Annotated in this window: 13 protein-coding genes and 1 pseudogene; 9 read left to right on the top strand and 5 right to left on the bottom strand. The window is 46.2% G+C overall.

Annotated elements, in window-relative coordinates:
- Positions 1 to 67 precede the first annotated feature (67 nt).
- The 9 genes and pseudogenes from L1D60_RS05810 to L1D60_RS05770 all read left to right on the top strand — a co-directional run bounded on the left by L1D60_RS05810 (position 68) and on the right by L1D60_RS05770 (position 13,883).
- Complete coding sequence (locus L1D60_RS05810) at positions 68 to 1,696, top strand: BCCT family transporter (protein ID WP_239840156.1); 1,629 nt, start codon at positions 68 to 70, stop codon at positions 1,694 to 1,696.
- 83 nt (positions 1,697 to 1,779) lie between these two features.
- Positions 1,780 to 3,487 (top strand): annotated as a pseudogene (locus L1D60_RS05805) (hypothetical protein); the annotation flags it as partial.
- A 74-nt stretch (positions 3,488 to 3,561) separates the two neighbouring features.
- Positions 3,562 to 4,305: a DUF3726 domain-containing protein gene (locus L1D60_RS05800; protein WP_239840470.1), complete on the top strand. Its 744-nt coding sequence runs from the start codon at positions 3,562 to 3,564 to the stop codon at positions 4,303 to 4,305.
- Positions 4,306 to 4,554: 249 nt separating this feature from the next.
- Positions 4,555 to 5,949, top strand: a complete 1,395-nt coding sequence (locus L1D60_RS05795) for a TolC family protein (RefSeq protein ID WP_239840155.1) — start codon at positions 4,555 to 4,557, stop codon at positions 5,947 to 5,949.
- Positions 5,946 to 7,199 (top strand): efflux RND transporter periplasmic adaptor subunit, encoded by a 1,254-nt coding sequence (locus L1D60_RS05790; protein ID WP_239840154.1) that lies wholly within the window; start codon positions 5,946 to 5,948, stop codon positions 7,197 to 7,199. The genes L1D60_RS05795 and L1D60_RS05790 overlap by 4 nt, the downstream gene beginning before the upstream one ends.
- Before the next feature lies 1 nt (position 7,200).
- Positions 7,201 to 10,371 carry an efflux RND transporter permease subunit gene (locus L1D60_RS05785; RefSeq protein ID WP_239840153.1) on the top strand — a complete coding sequence of 1,057 codons (3,171 nt, stop codon included), beginning with the start codon at positions 7,201 to 7,203 and terminating at the stop codon, positions 10,369 to 10,371.
- A 77-nt stretch (positions 10,372 to 10,448) separates the two neighbouring features.
- Positions 10,449 to 11,132, top strand: a complete 684-nt coding sequence (locus L1D60_RS05780; protein WP_239840152.1) for a response regulator transcription factor — start codon at positions 10,449 to 10,451, stop codon at positions 11,130 to 11,132.
- A complete protein-coding gene (locus L1D60_RS05775; RefSeq protein WP_239840151.1) occupies positions 11,133 to 12,392 on the top strand; it encodes a HAMP domain-containing sensor histidine kinase in 1,260 nt (419 codons plus the stop codon).
- 198 nt (positions 12,393 to 12,590) lie between these two features.
- Positions 12,591 to 13,883: an alpha/beta fold hydrolase gene (locus tag L1D60_RS05770; protein WP_239840150.1), complete on the top strand. Its 1,293-nt coding sequence runs from the start codon at positions 12,591 to 12,593 to the stop codon at positions 13,881 to 13,883.
- Positions 13,884 to 14,000: 117 nt separating this feature from the next.
- Here the strand turns inward: L1D60_RS05770 and L1D60_RS05765 are convergent, their stop codons facing one another.
- From L1D60_RS05765 to L1D60_RS05745, 5 genes are all read right to left on the bottom strand, one after another.
- Positions 14,001 to 14,219 carry a PAS factor family protein gene (locus L1D60_RS05765; protein WP_239840149.1) on the bottom strand — a complete coding sequence of 73 codons (219 nt, stop codon included), beginning with the start codon at positions 14,217 to 14,219 and terminating at the stop codon, positions 14,001 to 14,003.
- A 204-nt stretch (positions 14,220 to 14,423) separates the two neighbouring features.
- On the bottom strand, positions 14,424 to 16,580 hold the full coding sequence (locus L1D60_RS05760; protein WP_239840148.1) for a c-type cytochrome: 2,157 nt from the start codon (positions 16,578 to 16,580) through the stop codon (positions 14,424 to 14,426).
- Complete coding sequence (locus tag L1D60_RS05755; RefSeq protein ID WP_239840147.1) at positions 16,577 to 17,188, bottom strand: cbb3-type cytochrome c oxidase subunit II; 612 nt, start codon at positions 17,186 to 17,188, stop codon at positions 16,577 to 16,579. The genes L1D60_RS05760 and L1D60_RS05755 overlap by 4 nt, the downstream gene beginning before the upstream one ends.
- A 3-nt stretch (positions 17,189 to 17,191) precedes the next feature.
- Positions 17,192 to 18,601, bottom strand: coding sequence for a cytochrome-c oxidase, cbb3-type subunit I (gene ccoN / locus L1D60_RS05750; RefSeq protein ID WP_239840146.1), 1,410 nt, complete (start codon positions 18,599 to 18,601; stop codon positions 17,192 to 17,194).
- A gap of 18 nt (positions 18,602 to 18,619) precedes the next feature.
- On the bottom strand, positions 18,620 to 18,970 hold the full coding sequence (locus L1D60_RS05745) for a cytochrome c (protein WP_239840145.1): 351 nt from the start codon (positions 18,968 to 18,970) through the stop codon (positions 18,620 to 18,622).
- Positions 18,971 to 19,137 lie beyond the last annotated feature (167 nt).

Genomic DNA, 19,137 nt, shown 5'->3' with positions numbered 1-19,137 from the left:
GTGTTAAATACACCGCTTGCAGTCATCATTGTTATGACAGCTGCAAAGAAACCTCTGGAGTCAGAGTATGTCTGATTTAACCAATAGCGTGAAACCGAATGGTCTGGAAGCCGCGAGCATGAATGCATCGTCGAAGAAGGACAAACAGAAGTCAGATTCGAATACAGCGAATAATACTAAGGACGTAAATAACGACAAACTGGGACTGAGTAACCCAGCTCTATGGTACAGCGGCGGGTTCATCGCACTGTTTGTTGCCCTAGCACTTTATGATGGCGAACTCTTATCTAGCCTAGTAAATAGCGGCTTTGCATGGTCAGTGAAAGTCTTTGGTCCATATTGGCAGCTGCTTCTTTTGCTTACTTTTCTTATTGGTCTTGGCTTGGCGGCAGGGCGAACAGGCAAGGTAGTTCTTGGTGGAACAGATAAGCCTGAAATGGATGGCTTCCGTTGGATGGCGATCATCTTCTGTACACTGCTTGCGGGTGGCGGCGTGTTCTGGGCAGCGGCAGAGCCTATCGCACACTATGTAAGCCCACCACCTTTGTATGGCGCACAAGAGAGCGCTCAACAAGGGGCGGTGAACGCATTGTCACAATCTTTCATGCACTGGGGTTTCTTAGCTTGGGCGATTGTTGGTAGCTTGACTTCGATTGTCGTGATGCATCTTCATTATGACAAAGGCTTGCCACTGAAACCACGTATCTTGCTTTATCCTGTGCTTGGCGAGCGCGCACTAAAAGGACATACAGGCGCACTGATTGATGCTTGTTGTATTGTTGCGGTTGCGGCGGGAACCATTGGTCCTATTGGCTTCTTAGGGCTACAAGTGAGCTACGCATTGAATGCTTTGTTCGAGATACCTGATGGCTTTACAACTCAACTTATTATCATCTTGTTTGCTATTGCTCTGTATACGTTGTCTGCGCTGAGTGGTCTGAACCGTGGTATGCAAATGTTAAGTCGCTACAACGTGATTCTTGCGATGGCGCTGATGGTTTACATCCTACTGTTTGGCCCAACCAACTTCATTTTCAACGGCTACATCCAAGGCGTTGGTAGCATGTTGGACAACTTCATCCCAATGGCGACATATCGTGGTGATGAAGGTTGGCTAAGCTGGTGGACGGTATTCTTCTGGGGTTGGTTCCTAGGTTACGGCCCAATGATGGCTATCTTCATTGCACGTATCTCACGTGGCAGAAACATTCGCCAGATTGTGACGACGATTAGTGTTGTTGCGCCGCTAGTTACCTGCTTCTGGTTCACTATCGTAGGCGGCTCTGGTCTAGCGTTTGAAATTGCTGACCCAGGTAGTGTGAGTAAGGCATTTGAAGGGTTTAACTTGCCGGGCGCTCTGTTGGCTGTAACGCAGCAGCTACCAATGCCGATGTTAGTGTCAATCTTGTTCCTGATTCTAACCACTATCTTCATTGTTACAACGGGTGACTCAATGACTTACACGATCAGTGTTGTGATCAGTGGTGAGACAGAGCCAAATGCCATCATTCGTACATTCTGGGGTGTTGCAATGGGTGTGACCGCCTTGATCCTCATCTCTTTGGGCTCGGGTGGGATATCTGCACTGCAATCGTTCATCGTAATAACAGCAGTACCGGTTTCTTTGATTCTTTTACCGTCACTTTGGAATGCACCACAAATCGCAATCAAGATGGCAAAAGAGCAGGGCTTATAAACAAAATAATAATAATCAGGGGCGGAAAGCTCGCCCCATTTCATTCAATAACGTGAAAACTAACCCTCGGCTGGGAACGGTTAGTGATACTAAATAACTATAAAGGTGGTGAGCAAAATGGATGCACATCGTTCAACCTACACTGAATCCGAACTACGTAATGCAGAGAATGTTATGGCGCCAGAAAGGCTAGGCGCAATGCACCAAACTCGTATCAGCTTTGTGAGAACGCTGATTCGAAAAATGGCACAACAGCAATGGCAGGTCACTAAGCATGATTGGCAATTGTGCCCAAGAGGCTTTGGTCATGTGATCTATAAATTGGCGACGCCAACCCATGTTTATCATTTGGTTGTCTTTTGCGATGAGATTGCAGATGACGAGCGCAATGACAGAGTGATCGCTGAAAAGTGGGACGTAACATTTGCACTGGTTGTTGGTGATGTCGACCAAGCACTTCTTGAAAGACTGCGAGCGAATGTTCCATTGCAGGAAGCGGGGCGTAACCCAAATAACGTGATCGTTTTAGCGCGTGCCAACAAGAGTGTCAGAGTATTTGAACACATCGTGAGTCACCTAGCGCAAGGTAAACAACCTACACCCGCTGAGTTGGCAGAAGTGGGCTACATACTAAGAACGACGGCTGTATACGGCAACGGTAAATTTGGTATTGCTGATTTTAAAGTGCTTGAAAATAATCCAGATTTTAATCAGTCGTTTAGCGCGCAAATGTGTGCGGTGTATCTGCTACGTGAGTTCAGCTTGGATTGGGTTCACTACCTTGCTCAGCAAACAGGTGGCGATACTGCGGTGAAGCTAGACCGAGGTCTGCAGAGATATCTCGGGGTTGGTAATGCTACAGGCTTAGGTATGGCACCTTACCTAATCAATCACCCATGTATTGTTGATCAATGGATGACGACGCGTGAGCATGCGCTAGCCGGTGTATTAGCTCAACCTGTCTCTGAAGACAAAATCTCTCCGCTTGAACAGCTATTGAATAAAGCCATTTGCCATTTAGAGCAGGTGATCACGATTAACGATCATCAACAAGGTTTAAACCAACAGGCTGTTGAAGACTTGAAACAGTTTAATGCTTCGTTGAGCACCAACGTGGCTAAATGCGGAACATGGCAGCAACTCGTTACTCAGTCTCAAACAATGAGTCTCGAAGCCCAAGAAATACTCATTTCCTGCTTGATGGAGTTATACCCTGATTTAGTGGATGCACATCAAGACGAGATGAACTGTAGCGAGATGCTGTCACTCCCAAGTGGGAAAAAAGTTCAGGATATTTTAGTGCTGTTAGAAGCCAAATATCGCTGGGCAATTACGACCGATTTCACCAAGGAAGAAAATAACTATTGGTTCTGGTATCGCTCGCAAGACAAAGAAGAGCCAAGACTTGGGATTCGTGGAGAAGAGCCAGGAGAAGAGCGTGAGCTGCCGTTGGACATCGGTCGTCAGGCGTACCGTTTGTATCATGCACTGCTTCAGTTCCCGCCAGAACTATCCTTGGCTGAGTTCTTAGTGCAAAACCCGCAATATCGTGCGATTTCAAGAAGAGTATGGTCACTAGGTCAAAGTGCGATGGGAGACATTCAAATGAACGTACTCCATAAATCGTCACTGCCGATGCACTTGTTGCGTTGTAAGTTAGCGATTTTTGGTGCGACTAAGTTCGACCCACGTTCAGACCGTTGGGTTCGCGTTACCTTCTTCCAAGGAGCACCACTATTAGACGAAATCCATGAAGATGAGTGGTTGTTCCCGTTGTTCCCGTTGTTACCTGAGCAGGTGTCTTCACCAATACAACATAGCGTCAACGCCGCTAACCACACTCACTTTGAAGGGGATAAGTAATGATGATCGTTTCTCACAATGAACTTGTCGCGGCTGTAAACAAAGCCTTTCTTGGTATGCGCCGCTGCTGTGGCGAAGCGGATGTGGTTGCCAACATGGTGGCGGACTTGCAAATGGTTGGTTTAGACGGCGTGCGCCACTTCAATAATGCGAGCAACTACATCGGGCTAGAGTCTGATACGCCTGTGGCCATTTCAATAACCAGTGACAATACGGTTCAAGTGGATCTACACAAAAGCAGCGTTGCGTGTCATCTACCCGTGATTATGGATTACGCCATAGAAAAAATGGTAGGCAATAAGGCACTAAAAATTGAGCTCATTAATTGCCATAACCGCTGGTTGGCTTACAGCGAGCTCGTAAAACTGGCATCAAAGGGCATCGCGTGCAGTGCAAGTTGGGTTAACGGATCAAACCCTAAGCGCACCTTGTATGTTCTTAACCGAGGCTGCGTAGCTCCAGAGCTGTTCTTGTCGGATGATGTAGAAACTCACACTGAGCATTTCCACAATATGACAATTGAACTGTCGGTTGAGGATTTTGATGTGAGCACACTATCACAAGGGTATGAACAACACGTTACTTCTTCATCACTCCATGAGAGCCAAAGTAATGCTTGGCAAAATGGTATCGAGGTCGATGAGAAAGAGTGGAGCATATTGAAAGAAACAGCTACGGCAATTTTGGTGGAAAATAGCCAAAGATCCGTTCAAGGCGCAGGTGAGTTGGAGCCGGAGACGATCTAGAGCGATAAGCTATTCCCAAACAACATGCCACTCATAGATACAATTAACACTGAGTGACGCTGTCACTTGATGTTGTCTGATTGATAACCAAAGAGCTTAATGTCCCCTCTCAGCATTAGGCTCTTTTTCCTTTCTAGTGGTAATAATTCTTTCAACCAATCATTTTGTTGCTGAATATATTGAGGCGTTAACCCCTCCTTAACCCTGCTTGCTCTATCTTTGCCGCATCTAAGTGGGGAGAGAGCACCAATGACGTTTCGATATTCAGTGCTTGCGCTAATGCTATCTGGTCTTATGGGTTGTGCAACAACCAGTGAAGCCGATTATTCAATGCAGGCAACAGAGCAACAAAATGAGTCTATTCAGCAGCTACTCAATCGAGTAGAAACGGCTGAGAAAGATCAAACAGAACAACCAACGACTCTAATTACCGACCTTGTCAATGTACCAGAGCTTGACGAGTACCTATCGACAGCGCTAAGCGCTAATCCAAGCCTTCAGCAGAGTATCGTGGCGCTTAAGATCACGTATGCCCAAGAGGGTTTAAGTTTCGCTGACCAACTACCAACGGCGAATGCTAATTTTTCAGGAGAGAAAACGGAAGGCAGTGACGAGAGTTACACGGCTGATGTTACCGTGAGTTGGGAAATCGACCTGTGGCAGCGCTTAGCAGACGTCACAGCCGCTTCTAGAAAAGACGTTGCTGCATCTCAAGCAAGCCTACAAAACGCCACCAACCTTCTTGCTGCAAATATTATGCGTGGCTGGTTAGAGATCAGTGTCAATCAACAGCTTCTGGATATAGAACAGCGCCGTTTATCGATTCTTGAAAACAACGAAACATTGGTATTAGACCGCTATCAGGTGGGTTTAGGTACGCTTGAAGAGCTAGATAACGCCAAGACGAGTACCGCGTCCACTCGTGCAACTGTCGCGCAATATCAAGAGAACGTGTCAAAGAGTAAGCGAAGCTTGCTACTTCTGACTGGGGAGTTCAATACCAAGGTGACTAACGTCAACGTCGCTCAAGCGTTTCCTGAAGTCTTAAACCCTCTTGACAACATGTCCGTGCAAAACCTTGCGGGTCGGCCCGACCTACAACAAGCGTTTTTTAATATCGAAGCTGAGAGCTTGAGAACGGATGCCGCTTATAAGGCGATGCTGCCATCTTTTAGTCTCTCGGCAAGTTTAAAGGATATGGCGGAAACGCCGAGTGAAGCCTTGTTTGCCAACCCTTTGTGGAATGCGCTTGGTCAGATATCTGCGCCACTATTCCAAGGTGGTCGCTTAAAAACCAACGCCGAGATTGCCGAGTTAACAACAGAGCAAAGCTATTGGGCATATCAAGAAACGCTACTGACTGCGGTGAATGAAGTGGAAAACGCGATTGGACAAGAAGATTCATTAGCTGATCAGCAACTGTATCTAAAGGCTTCACTAGTGAGTGCCAAACGTAGTGTGGTCAGTTATGAAGAGAAATATCGCCAAGGACTAGTGGACATCTTCGACTTATTGACGGTTCAACAGCAGGCCTATGACGTCGAGTCTCAACTCACCAATACCACATACCAACGTTTACTTAACCGAATTGATTTAGGCTTAGCACTGGGCCTAGGTGTCGAAAATCTAGGAAACAAAGCATGAAAAGCACATTAAAAAAGAATGCAATTACGTTCGCTATTACCTTAGCCGCAGCAGGTTCTATTTTTGCCGTCGTCGCTTATAACGGTAGCCAAATGGCACAAGCGGCTCAAGCAAAACCGCAAACTAAGGTCGAGATGGCAGGTGAACAAGCGTTAGATATGCGCTCACTTCCACAAGTTGCTGTTCAGGTTACAGACGCGGCTAGCTATCGTGCAGAGGTTGTTGGTTTTGGTGAGACAAAACCGCGTTACGAGCTTGCTTTTGCCAGTGAAGTAAGCGGTCGTGTCGAGTGGTTGTCTAGCAGCTTTGATGCCGGTTCTACCGTAAGAAAAGGTGAGTTACTTGCGAAGATCGATACTACGACATACGAGCAAGCGGTTACTCAAGCGAAGTCGGATGTTGCGACCGCAACTCAAGAGTTATTAGAAGAGCAGAGACAAGGCGAACAGGCTCGCTCTGAATGGGAACGATCTGGTTTATCCGGAGAACCGAGCTCTCCACTTGTGCTTCGTGAACCTCAACTTGCCAGTGCGAAAGCTAAGCTAGAGAACGCCAAGCAAGCGTTAGTAAAAGCGCAGCAAGATTTGACCAATACAGAGGTAAGAGCGCCATTTGATAGTGTTGTGGTAAGCCGTGATATCCAGCCTGGCAGCTACTTAAACGCAGGGGGCAGCATCGCAACACTATACAGCACCGATCGCATTGAGATAGAAATCCCGTTATCGGAACAGCAGTGGGCGAACCTACCTAAATCAACGCAGCAAGGCGACATCACTTGGAAGGCGACCATTACTGACAGTACGGGGTCTGTCGAATGGCAAGCTCAGGTAGAACGTAGCTATCAATATGTCGCCCAGAATACGCGTCAGCGCTCTGTTGTATTAGTTGTCGATAACCCGCTTGATCAAGCTCAGCCACTTTTCCCTGGCACCTTTGTGACAGCGACGATTTCGGGTGCAGAAGTGGATAACTTGTGGCAGTTGCCAGCATCGGCATTGTCGCAACAAGGTGAGATTTGGACGGTGGACTCGCAAGGCATGTTAACGAAATCGCAAGCAACCACACTGTTTGAGCGAGATGATCACATTTACGTTGAACCCACGCAAAGTGAAGCTGCAGTAAAAGTGGTGATGCGTCCATTGAGCAACTTCAAAGTCGGTATGAAAGTGAGTCCAGCCGTGTCGCAAGCAGTAAGTAAAGTCAGCGTTGTTCAACATATCGCAGAAAATGCGATGTCAGAGGAGGGCTAACATGAGTTTGTTACCTTCAACAAATCAGCAACCCTCTTACCAGCCGAAAGGTATTATTGCTTGGTTTGCTCAAAATTCAGTCGCCGCCAATCTACTCATGTTTGGTGTGATTCTGGTGGGCTTGTTCTCTGTAGATGGCTTACGTAAAGAGGCATTCCCAAGTCTGGAACCTGACATCGTCACAGTGTCTGTCACTTACGATAGTGGCGATCCCGTTCAGGCGGAAGAGGGGATCGCAATGAAGATAGAGGAAGCGTTAGAAACGGTATCTGGCATTAAGCATATTACATCCATTTCTGATTCATCAGGCAGTCATGTCTCTATCGAAAAAGAGACGAACTATGATCTGGATACCTTGTTGGATGATGTGAAAACCAAGGTTGATGCGATTAATAACTTACCTGTCGAAGCGGATAATCCTGTTATCGACAAAGCACGAATGCAAGAGCACGCGCTGTGGGTGCAGCTTTATGGCGATACAGACCGCGCGACTTTGCAAGACCTAGCTGAGCAGTTAAAGGCTGACCTACTGAGCCAAAGTCAGATTCGTGATCTGGAAGTTAAGGCTAAGATTGATCCGATGATCTCAGTCGAGGTTGATGAGGCCAAGCTGCAAGCTTACAACCTCACACTGACGGATGTGTCCAACGCGATAAACGCAGAATCGTCGACCAGTATCGCAACCAGTTTGCGTAATGGTGATAAGACGGTTCGCCTAAAAGTGTCGGAGCAGGCTTATGAGTTGGAAGACTTTAGAGCAATCCCAATTTTGAACACAACCAATGGTGGTCAAATCGTCCTTGGCGATATCGCGAACGTCAGCGATGTGTTTGAAGAAGATACCTTTAGTTTGTCGCGTTACAACCAACAAAATTCGATGGGCATCCAGATTGTGATGGATGAATACAGTGATGTCATCAGCATTGTTGAACAGGCCGAACAAGTCGTAGAAACATGGAAATCGAGTAATTTACTGCCAGAGAATGTCGAAATTGAAAGCTGGTACGACAAAAGTACGCTCATTAAGGAGCGACTGTCTCTATTGGCGAAGAACGCGCTGACAGGTATAGCCTTGGTATTCATCGTATTGGCTCTGTTCCTTAATATTCGAGTAGCGTTCTGGGTAGCAGCGAGCCTACCGTTTGTATTCTGCGGCACACTGTTCTTCATGACTGATTCGTTTATGGGGCTCACGATTAATGAGATGACCACATTTGGTTTCATTATGGCGCTGGGTATTGTGGTCGATGACGCGGTGGTTGTCGGTGAGAGCATTTATTCAACACGCAGAGCAGAAGGTGACACTCTAAAGAGTACGATCATAGGCACGCATAAGGTCGCAGCACCAACCATATTTGGTGTGCTAACTACTGTGGTGGCGTTTGTCTCGATCGCGATGGTGGAAGGCAAAATGGGGCAGATCTATGCTCAGTTTGCCACGGTCGTTGCTATCTGTTTGATGCTCTCTTTAGTGGAATCAAAACTGATATTGCCGTCGCATTTAGCACACGTGAATACGCAACGCTCTGATAAAAAAGGCATCTGGAATCGCATTCAGCAAGGGGCAGATAACGGTTTAGAGTGGGTTAACAATAAGATCTACACAAGACTGATTAAGCAGGCATTAAACTTCCGATACGCGGTCGTTCTTGGCTTTATCTCACTGTTTATTTTGGTTATCGGGATGCCATTTACCGGAAGTGTCCGAGTGGCCTTTTTCCCAGACATCGCTGGCGATACCGTAACCGCTGAAATTAGCATGTATAACGACAGCAGTTTTGGTCAAACTCAAACTAACTTGTTGCAGTTAGAGGCGAACGCACTAGAAGTTGATAAACAGTTACGAGCGATTCATGGTGGTGAATCGGGCATTTCAAGTGTACAGGTAATCGCAGAGGAAGATAAATCGGGCAAAGTGACGATTGAGCTTAGTGATGAGGCGACTTATGACTCCAACCAATTTGCCGATGTTTGGTTAGCAAACTCAGAAAACATGGAAGGCGTCAAAAAGCTTAAAGTGTTGTCGATGATGGAGATGGTGGACGCCTTTAAAGCGGAATTGAAAGCCAATGATGAAGAGTTATTGAAAGAAGCGGCGAATAAGCTTAAGGCAGAGTTGCAAACGGTCGCTGGGGTGAGCGGAATTGACGATAACCTGGATCTAGGTGAACCTCAATACCGCTTCGAATTAACAGACCAAGGCCGCGCCCTTGGAATGGATACGGCAACACTGGCCCAACAAGTGCTGCAATCTTTTGGTGGTGACATTGTTCAGCGTTTTCAGCGTGGCAAAGACGAAGTGAAAGTTCGTGTGCGTTATCCAGAAAATGATCGTCAAACCTTGGCGGATATTGGTGCGTCAAAGGTAAGAACCCCTGATGGTACGGTTGTGCCGTTAACGACAGTCGCTAAGGTTTATTCCGACTATCAGCAGTCTGAAATCACTCGTATTGATAACCAGCGCGCGGTATACATTACTGCTGTGGTAGATAAAGATCAGGTCGCATCGAATGAACTTGTCGCCCAATTAAAAAACAGTATTGTGAAAGAGCTAAATGCTGACTACCCGACGGTGAAAATCGACTTTACGGGTGAAGCAGAGCAGCAACAAGAGTCAACAGATTCCATGCAATCGACGTTTGTTTTGGCGCTGATCATGATCTTTGCACTGCTGGCTATTCCGTTGAAATCGTACGTACAGCCTTTGATCATTATGGTCGCGATACCATTTGGTATTGTTGGCGCTATTTTAGGGCACTGGTTAAATGATCTGACTCTCAGCATCTTATCTCTAAATGGTATTTTGGCTCTGAGCGGTGTTGTAGTGAACGACAGCCTATTGTTAGTGTCTCGGTTCAATGAGTTGGTAAAAGATAAGTCATTGACCATTAAAGATGCGATCCAACAAGCATGTACTGGACGCTTGCGAGCGGTATTGCTGACCTCTGTCACCACGTTTGCAGGTTTGGCACCGTTGTTGAGCGAGACCTCGATGCAGGCACAGTTTCTGATTCCAGCTGCAGCGGCGCTTGGTTACGGCATTTTGTTTGCTACTGTCATCACACTAGTATTAACGCCGTCACTGCTGTTGATTCATAACGACATCAATACTCTGATTAACAAAGTAAAACATAAGTTTCTTAGCTCAAGTAGACAGTTAGACTTAGCGTAATAAGTTACAATTATATGATGTGATTATCGAGCCCCATAAGGATGCTTATGGGGCTGTGTTTGGACGAAGGAGAATAGGTGGATAATTTGCAACTTCTATTGGTTGAAGATGATCTTGATTTGGCCAAGGCGGTCATCGACTACCTAGATCTCGAAGATATATCCTGTGACCACGCAGCGAATGGCCTTTCTGGTTATAACTTGATTGAATCCAATCATTACGATGCCGTTATCCTTGACCTCAATTTACCAAAACTCAATGGCTTAGAGGTGTGCGAGAAGATTCGCTCACAAGGCATTGATGTGCCCATACTGATGCTAACCGCGCGAGACACCCTCGATGACAAACTGAAAGGCTTTTCTAAAGGTGCGGATGACTATCTTGTGAAGCCTTTTGCGATGGAGGAGTTAATTGTTCGGACACAAGTTCTTTCGCGACGTCGCAGTGGACAAATTCATAAGTTGTGCATTGAAGGTGTTGAGTTAGATCTCCAAGACAAAAGTGTCACACGCCAAGGAAAAGCACTCAAAGTGTCTCCGACAGGATTCAAACTCTTAGAGTGCTTGATGCGAGAGAGCCCAAATGCCGTGTCTCGTGAAAAGCTGATGCAAGCGGTGTGGGGCGATGAACAGCCCGACAGTAATAGCTTGAAGGTTCATATGTTCAATCTAAGAAAAGCCGTCGATGGTACAAACGACACCAAGCTCATTCAAACCGTTACGGGCTATGGCTTTTCCTTTAAGTTGAATGAGGAAGCCTAAATGAAAATCCGCCCGAGTATCAGGCTCTATTTTCTCGTTGCCATGCTGTTTGTTGGTAGCGCCACCATTGGCGTTTTAACCATCACGGGCATTCACTATTTTTTCGCTGGGCTTGATACCGCAATGACCGAGTTCATGCGAGCACAAGCGACTGAGCTTCCACTGGGTGAAAATGACGAGCCAGTTCAATTTGATGATGTGACGTTAGCGGCTAAGTGGGAAGATTTGCCGATAGAGATTCAACAAAACCTTAATCCTGATGAATTGATCCCAAATGAACTCCTAAAACGGATTGACGGCGTGCCTGTCATATCTGAGCCTGAGGCTGGCTATTTCGCAATGAAGGTCGTCGTAGATGGGAAAACTCGTTATATCTCGTTGCTGCTTAAGCAAATGGATATGAGTGATAAGTTTGAAAACGAGCCGCCACCGTTTATCTACATCATCTTTATTGGCTTGGGAGCCATCGTCTTTTTTCTTGTCGCACTCATTCTGGTTCAGAGAAAAATAGCCTCTCCGGTAGAAGAGCTAAAAGACTGGGCAAAAGGGTTGGATAAAGAACAGCTGACGAAACCAGTACCTAATTTTCACTACAGCGAGCTCAATACGTTGGGTGAGTTGATTAAATCTAGCTTAAGCTCGGTACAAGAGAGCTTGGAACGAGAGCAACGCTTCCTTGGGTATGCCAGTCATGAGCTACGGACGCCGATTGCGGTGACGCGAACCAACTCTGAACTGCTGCGTAAGATGATCACTAAGCAGATTCCAGAAGAGAAACAGTTAGAAGTGCTCGATCGAATAGAGCGCGCTGGGTTTACGATGACCGACTTGACTGAAACGCTGCTTTGGTTGAACCGCCAAGAAGGTAAATCATTGCCTAGCTTTCCAGTCTCGCTGGGAAAGAGTATTGAGCAAATTGTTGGAGAGCTTGGTTACTTGCTACAGGGTAAATCAGTTGAAGTGACGACCACGGTTGATCAAACCACACTGCAATTGCCTGAAGGTTTGTGTCGAATCGTTATCTCAAACCTGATTCGTAATGCTTTTCAGCACACTGAAAACGGTCATGTCGAGATTACTCAGTCAGTAGATACCTTATCTATCGTGAATCGTGATGTAGAGCCTAGAGTAGGAAGTGATGATCTCGGATTTGGTTTAGGGCTGGAACTCACTCAAAGGCTTATTGCTCAATATGGATGGACTTATCAAACTCAGCAGTCGCCTGAAGGGTGGCGAGTGGATGTTACTTTTAAGATCTAACTATACGGTTGTAAAAGATTTTTACGAATATTGACGATTTACAGTTTCCTATAAGGTAGCTTGCGAGTATCTTGAAAAGGTGAGTCAGCATTGGCTCACTGATAAATAGAATGATAAATATTCAGGCGTGTTGATCTTTCGAACGTAAATTAACTACGAAAGATCAACACGCCCTAGTCACAGATAAAGGATACTTGCGTGCAGGCACAATTCATTGATGGAACGACGCTCTACAGTCAACATAGTTTTCAACTTCCTCTCAATTATCAGAATCCACAAGGGGAGCAAATTCAAGTTTTTGCTCGCGAGCTGGTGGATCTAGAAAAAGATAATCAAGAGCTACCTTGGCTTGTCTACTTTCAAGGCGGTCCCGGTTTTCCTTCGCCAAGAATGAGTGGTGAATCTGGTTGGGTTAAGCGTGCATTACAACAATATCGTGTGCTTTTACTAGACCAGCGTGGAACGGGCAATAGCTCGGTGATCAGCCATCAAACATTGTCGCATTTGAGTTCAGATGAGCAGGCAGAGTATTTGTCTCATTTCCGTGCAGACAACATAGTGCGCGATGCTGAGGCTATTCGTGAACATTTTGGTGTTAAGCAGTGGGCGACGATTGGTCAAAGCTTTGGTGGTTTTTGCACACTGACGTATTTGTCTCTGTTTCCTCAAAGTCTGTTACGTTGCTATGTAACCGGTGGTATCCCATCGATTGAGCGCGAAGCCGATGACGTATATCGAGCGACTTATAAGCGTGTAGAGGATAAGAATAGGGCGCTCTTCGCTCAGTTCCCACAAGCACAGGCTCTGTGTCGAGAGATTGCAGACCACCTGCTTGCTAACGAAGTACGTTTGCCAAACGGCCAGATCTTCACGGTTGAACAGTTCCAATTGATCGGCATTAATCTTGGTGGTGGCGAAGCTAACTTACCAATGTACTTCACTCTGGAAAATGCCTTTGTTGATGTAGCTGGAGAAAAGCAACTGAGTTACAGCTTCCTAAACCAGATGCAGCAAGAGCAGGCTTACCTCACCAATCCTATTTACGCTATTTTGCATGAGTCGATCTATTGCCAAGGTACGGCATCAAAATGGTCTGCACATCGTGTTCGTGATGAGTATCCGCATTTTAATTATCAAACGGGTGAAGAGTTCTGGTTTACGGGTGAAATGGTTTATCCATGGATGTTTGATCAATTAGAAACATTGAAGCCATTGAAGCAAGCGGCTGACCTATTGGCTGAGAAATCTGACTGGGATCGCTTGTACGAACCTAAACAACTGAACGAGAATAAGGTACCGATGGCGTGTGCTGTGTATGCGGACGACATGTATGTTGAACTCGACTATAGCCGTGAAACACTCGCGAAGATTCCGAATTCAAAAGCCTGGATCACTAATGAATACGAGCATAATGGCATTAGAGCTGACGGTGAACGTATTTTAGAGAAGCTAATGACGATGGTTGAGTCGATAGAGAATCTACCCAAGTAGTTTTTTATCTATCAGAATTGATGACGATACAACGAAAAAACGCTGCTAAATTTAGCAGCGTTTTTTGAATTCGTCGGGGGGAAATATTGGCGTTTGTTGTTTTTAATTTTATATCAATTATTCGCCAAGGATCTGACAAGCAGACTCTACTGCATTGTTGATGTCAGTAATTTTTCCGGCACCGGCAGGGCCTAAAACACTTGTATAAAGTGCAGTTTGTTGTTCGAACGTCAGACCTAATCGATTGTATAGATCTTGACGAATTTGAGCGAATTCTTGCGGCTCTGCATTCGATAACCCTTCAAGGGTGTTGTAAATGAGAGTGGATTTATCCATAAACTGTCCTTAGTACATCTGTTAAAAATAAAAACATTATGCACTCTGTGTAGTATTGTTTCTGAGATTCCGATCGCATTATGTGTTAAGCAATCGTTATCTTTAGTGATTGATCTCTAATGAATAATGACTCAATAATGTAAAAAAGAGACCTAGTACAGGTCCCTTTTGGTATCGAACAGCAATATTCGTCAACAAATAACGTTATTTGATGTGGATGTTGTTGTCTCTTCGGTCATACATATCTGGGGTTGTGTGCAACCCGCCAGCATAGCCTGCTGCTTCCAATGTCTCTCTTACTTCTCTTACATATTCGGGAGTCACAGGGTCGTGTCTGTCTCCCAAATTCTTACGTACAAAAGTGATGAGCTCGGCCAAACTCTGGTCGGAAAGAACTTCTTCAAAACTGGCCATTGGCATGAAGTTTCTGTCTTTATCAAGATAGGTTGGTTGCAGACCACGTACCGTAACCGCAACGGTATTGAATGGGTCGCTGTGCATAATGATCCCATTGTTGAGTAGAGTTGGGGCAATAGGATCTCTACCTTTACCATCATCACCGTGACAGGCGCCACAGGTTTGGCGATAGGTCGTATAGATGTCGGATTGATACGCTTCGTCATCGAAGCCTTTGGGTTGTAGTGGAACAGCATCAGGGGCAATCATGTTGTGGGTGTCACCTTTTAATAGGTAATACGACATCGACTCAATATCTTCCCGTGTCATTAGGCTCAAACTGTTTTTCACCACATCAGCCATGCCGGCAAAAGCGGTGCCTTTGTCAGAGTGGCCTGTGTGTAGGAAGTCAGTCAGCGTCTTTTCATCCCACCCGTCGATATAGAGCTCGTTAGCGGTAATGTCCGGCGCGTTCCAGCCATCAATTAGGTTTCCTTGGAAAATACGTTCAGGTATCAAGGCTTGGGCAATGTTTCTTGGCGTATGGCACTCAGAACAATGTCCAAGCCCAGCAACCCAGTATTTGCCTTGTTGCCATTTTTCGACATTACCCACGCTCTCTTTAAGCGCTTGAGGAATTTCGTAGTCAATAGGGTCGGTATCCATGAAGACGATATTCCAGCCTAACAGTCCAAGTCTGATATTCGATGGGAAAATCATGCTGTTATCGTCATTACGACGAGACACTGCAGGAATCGATTGCATGTATTCCCAAAGGTCGACCATATCTTGGTCGGTTAAGTATTGATAGGACGTGTAGGGCATTGCAGGGTATAGGTAGCCCTCTTTACCCTTACCTTTGACTAGCGCATCTCTGAAGTCATCAAAGTCATACAGGCCAATACCTTCGCTTGCGTGAGGGGTGATATTCGTTGAGTAGACGGTACCAAATGGCGTCACAAACGGTAAGCCACCGGCAAACGGCTCACCACCTTCTGCACTATGGCAGGCAACACAGTCTCCAGCATGTGCAAGATACTCACCACGCTCAACTGAATCCGCTTTTAAAGCCGCAAGCCGTTCTACCTCAACCTGCTCTGAACGACGAATGTACGCTCCAAGGGCAAGAATCTCATTCTCTGTCAGCTGTCCTTCAAAAGCGGGCATCAAATTGTTGAGACCGTAATTGATGGTGTGTTGGATCTCTTCAATACTGCCGCCATGGAGCCAAATGCTGTCGGATAGGTCGGGTACGCCAGTAGTGGGATTGGCAACTGTACCGTCAGTATGGCAGGATGCGCAGTTTTGGATGAAGAGGCTTTTGCCCAGTTCGACTTTAACTTCTGGCACATCGGTGTGTCGCTGGTTTAGAGAGGCGAGATAATAAGAGATTTTAGATATTTCATCGGGCCTTAGTATTTCACTCCAACCCGGCATCGCGCCGTTTCTGCCTTTGGCGATAGAATGGATAATGGCGTTGTCGTCACCGCCGTATAACCACTCTTGATCGATGAGATTAGGAAAGTGTTTTTGACCTTGGGCATTGTCCCGATGACACGCTGCGCAGTGAGTTTGAAACAGAATTTGCCCACTGGTAACAATCTCAGGCACTAACGCGAGGGTGTTGAGGTCTGTTTTAGCCTGTAATACTATCTGCTCGTCCAGCGAAGTTGATGGAGAACTCAACCTGTCGTCGCTCTGTTGCCAATCAACTAGACCCGTCCATTCGCCCATTCCCGGGTATAGCACTAAGTAGCCAGCAGAAATAACGAAAGCAATAGCGTAGCTTATAAACAGTAGCTTAGGTGGTGGCGCATCTTTCTCTTCAATGTTGTCAAATGTGCCGACGGTATGGTCTTGGTCAGCTTTATGGTTACTTCGCCAATATTTAACAACCACAGATACCATTAAAACAAAGAAGATGAGGGTGCAAATGATCGCCCACCAGTTCCAGAATGTACTCATGGCGACACCTCCTGTGCTGTATCTTGACCAAGACTTTGCAGGTAACGAATCAGCGCTTCGGCTTTGGTTTTGCCTCGCACTTGCAGCCTAGCTTCGCTGATCTCGCTATCTGTGTACGGTACGCCCAATGTTCGCAGCGTTGTCATCTTGTCCCCAATGTCATCTCCTGAAAGGGTTTGCTCGAACAGCCAAGGATAAGCGGGCATTATTGAAGTGGGCACCACTTGTCTAGGGTCTATAAGATGAATAACGTGCCATTGATCTGAGTATTTTCGCCCTAGGTTTGTGAGATCCGGGCCGGTGCGCTTTGAACCCCAAAGATTCGGGAACTCGTAGATGTCGTCTGCTTCTTGGTTTGCTCGGCCGTTGCGTTTAATTTCAGGGTCAAGCGGACGAACCATTTGTGTATGACACACGTGGCAGCCTTCGCTGATGTAGATGTCACGGCCAGCGAGTTCTAGTGCAGTTAAGGGTTTAGCCATACTTCCTTCGGCTATGTCTGCGGTACGTACAATGTTAGGCACAACCCACACTAGCAGTGAGAAGGAGGCGACAACGATGGTGGTGATAATCAAAATCCAAACGGATTGAGTGAAGTCTTTACTCATAACCTAAGCCTCCTTTGCCACGAGTGCGCTCGGCATACGAACGGTTTTGTAGAGGTTAACGGCCATCAACAACAGACCTAATACGAACAAGGCACCACCAAAGAAGCGTAAGAACAACCAAGGAGCTTTAAAGTCCATCGATTGGATGAAGCTGTATACCAGTTCGCCGTTGTCGTTCTGCGTTAGCCACATGTAACCCTCACCAATACCAGCCACCCATAACGCGATCGCGTATAGAGCGACACCAGCATGCGCAAGCCAAAAGTGCCATTTCAACAGCCTCGGTGACCACAACTCGGCTTTATTCCAAAGTCGAGGGATGAAGTAGTAGAAAACTGCGATGCCTGACATACCCACCCAACCCAGTGCACCAGAATGAACATGACCGATCACCCACTCAGTATTGTGAGCGAGCATATTGAACCAGCGAATCGCAAGGAGAGGGCCTTCAAATGTGGCCAAGCAGTAGTAAAGGATTGCTGAGAAGAAGAACAGCAAGATATAGTCGATTTTGAGTTTCTCTTTGTTTTGAAGCAGAGTCATTGCACTGTTGAAGGCACCGGCCCATGACGGCAACCATAGAATCAAAGACATCACGATTCCGATGTTTTGTACCCAAACAGGAACAGAAGAGTAAATCAAATGGTGGGTTCCTGCCCAAGTGTAGAATCCGACCAAGCCCCAAAAATGGATGACAGACAGGCGGTAGGAGTAGATCGGCCTATCAGCGGCCTTGGGGATGAAGTAGTAGTTCATCCCGATGATCCCGGCTGTCAGCAAAAATCCAACCGCGTTATGTCCCCACCACCACTGTACTATGGCGTCTTGCGCCCCTGCGAACACAGAATAGGACTTCATTGCTGAAACAGGCATGGCAAGGTTGTTGATGATAAAAATCATCGCGATAACGATGATGAACGCCGCGAAAAACCAATTGGCAACAAAGATATGGCCGACCTTTCTCTTCGCTATCGTGCCGAAGAAAAGAATGGCATAAAGAACCCAGACAAAAACAATCAATAGATCGATTGGCCACTCTAGTTCTGCGTACTCTTTCGACGTAGTGTAGCCTGCAGGGAGTGTAATTAATGTGAGTAATAGAACGAGTTGCCATCCCCAGAACACCATCCACGCCAAGCTTTTGTTGAAGAGTTGGCAATGCCCAGTGCGTTGCGCGATGTAAAGCGAAGTCCCCATTAGGATATTAACGACAAACCCATAGATAACGCCGGAGGTGTGAAGCGGGCGCAGACGGCCGAACTGAAAGTATTGAGAGTCGAAATTGAGGATGGGCCAATAGAGTTGTGCTGCGAGAATCACCCCGATTAACATCCCTATAATCGCCCAAATGAATGATGCCAGAATGAAGTACTTAACTACCTTCACACTGTACTGCGTTGTCACGTTTTCCATAACAAGCTCCTGTAAAGGTTACTTTTCATTGCCGAGTTGTGAATAGAAATAGGAGATATCTTCGATGTCTTGGTCGGTGAGAGCGTCGGCTTGTTGCTGCATGAGAACAGCGAGCCCACTGGTTCGCTCGCGGGTTTGGTAATCTTTTAGTGATGAGATCAAATAGCCCATTTTTTGTCCGCGTAGATTGGGATAGGGCTCTTGGGTAGAGATACCGTCTTCTCCGTGGCAGGTCATGCACACTTTGGCTTTCTGTTTGCCTAATTCGAATTGTGGGTCTGGATTTTGAGCATAACTGGTCAACGGAAACAGCGTAACTAACAGTACGATCGAAGACCTTTGGATTGAACGGTAATTGCTGAAACTCATCATGTTTTCCCCAATATTGATAGTGCTATCGTCGAGCAATACGTAAGCAGTAGGGGATTTGGATTAGTTTTGATTTATGAATGGCGTATTCATAGGGAATGCTGTGCCACTATTGCCATCAAGTGATAAATATGAACTAGACTATTTATTACGAGGTCATGAAAGTG

Origin of the sequence: Vibrio sp. Isolate30 (genome assembly GCF_022397975.1) — a bacterium.
Taxonomy (GTDB): domain Bacteria; phylum Pseudomonadota; class Gammaproteobacteria; order Enterobacterales; family Vibrionaceae; genus Vibrio; species Vibrio fortis.
This window is presented reverse-complemented; position numbering and strand designations above follow the sequence as displayed.

Coding starts and splice junctions, on each gene's coding strand:
- L1D60_RS05755 (WP_239840147.1), bottom strand. CDS start 17,188: ATGAGTAAAGACTTCACTCAATCCGTTTGGATTTTGATTATCACCACC.
- L1D60_RS05745 (WP_239840145.1), bottom strand. CDS start 18,970: ATGAGTTTCAGCAATTACCGTTCAATCCAAAGGTCTTCGATCGTACTG.
- L1D60_RS05785 (WP_239840153.1), top strand. CDS start 7,201: ATGAGTTTGTTACCTTCAACAAATCAGCAACCCTCTTACCAGCCGAAA.
- L1D60_RS05765 (WP_239840149.1), bottom strand. CDS start 14,219: ATGGATAAATCCACTCTCATTTACAACACCCTTGAAGGGTTATCGAAT.
- L1D60_RS05795 (WP_239840155.1), top strand. CDS start 4,555: ATGACGTTTCGATATTCAGTGCTTGCGCTAATGCTATCTGGTCTTATG.
- L1D60_RS05760 (WP_239840148.1), bottom strand. CDS start 16,580: ATGAGTACATTCTGGAACTGGTGGGCGATCATTTGCACCCTCATCTTC.
- L1D60_RS05800 (WP_239840470.1), top strand. CDS start 3,562: ATGATCGTTTCTCACAATGAACTTGTCGCGGCTGTAAACAAAGCCTTT.
- ccoN (WP_239840146.1), bottom strand. CDS start 18,601: ATGGAAAACGTGACAACGCAGTACAGTGTGAAGGTAGTTAAGTACTTC.
- L1D60_RS05810 (WP_239840156.1), top strand. CDS start 68: ATGTCTGATTTAACCAATAGCGTGAAACCGAATGGTCTGGAAGCCGCG.
- L1D60_RS05775 (WP_239840151.1), top strand. CDS start 11,133: ATGAAAATCCGCCCGAGTATCAGGCTCTATTTTCTCGTTGCCATGCTG.
- L1D60_RS05790 (WP_239840154.1), top strand. CDS start 5,946: ATGAAAAGCACATTAAAAAAGAATGCAATTACGTTCGCTATTACCTTA.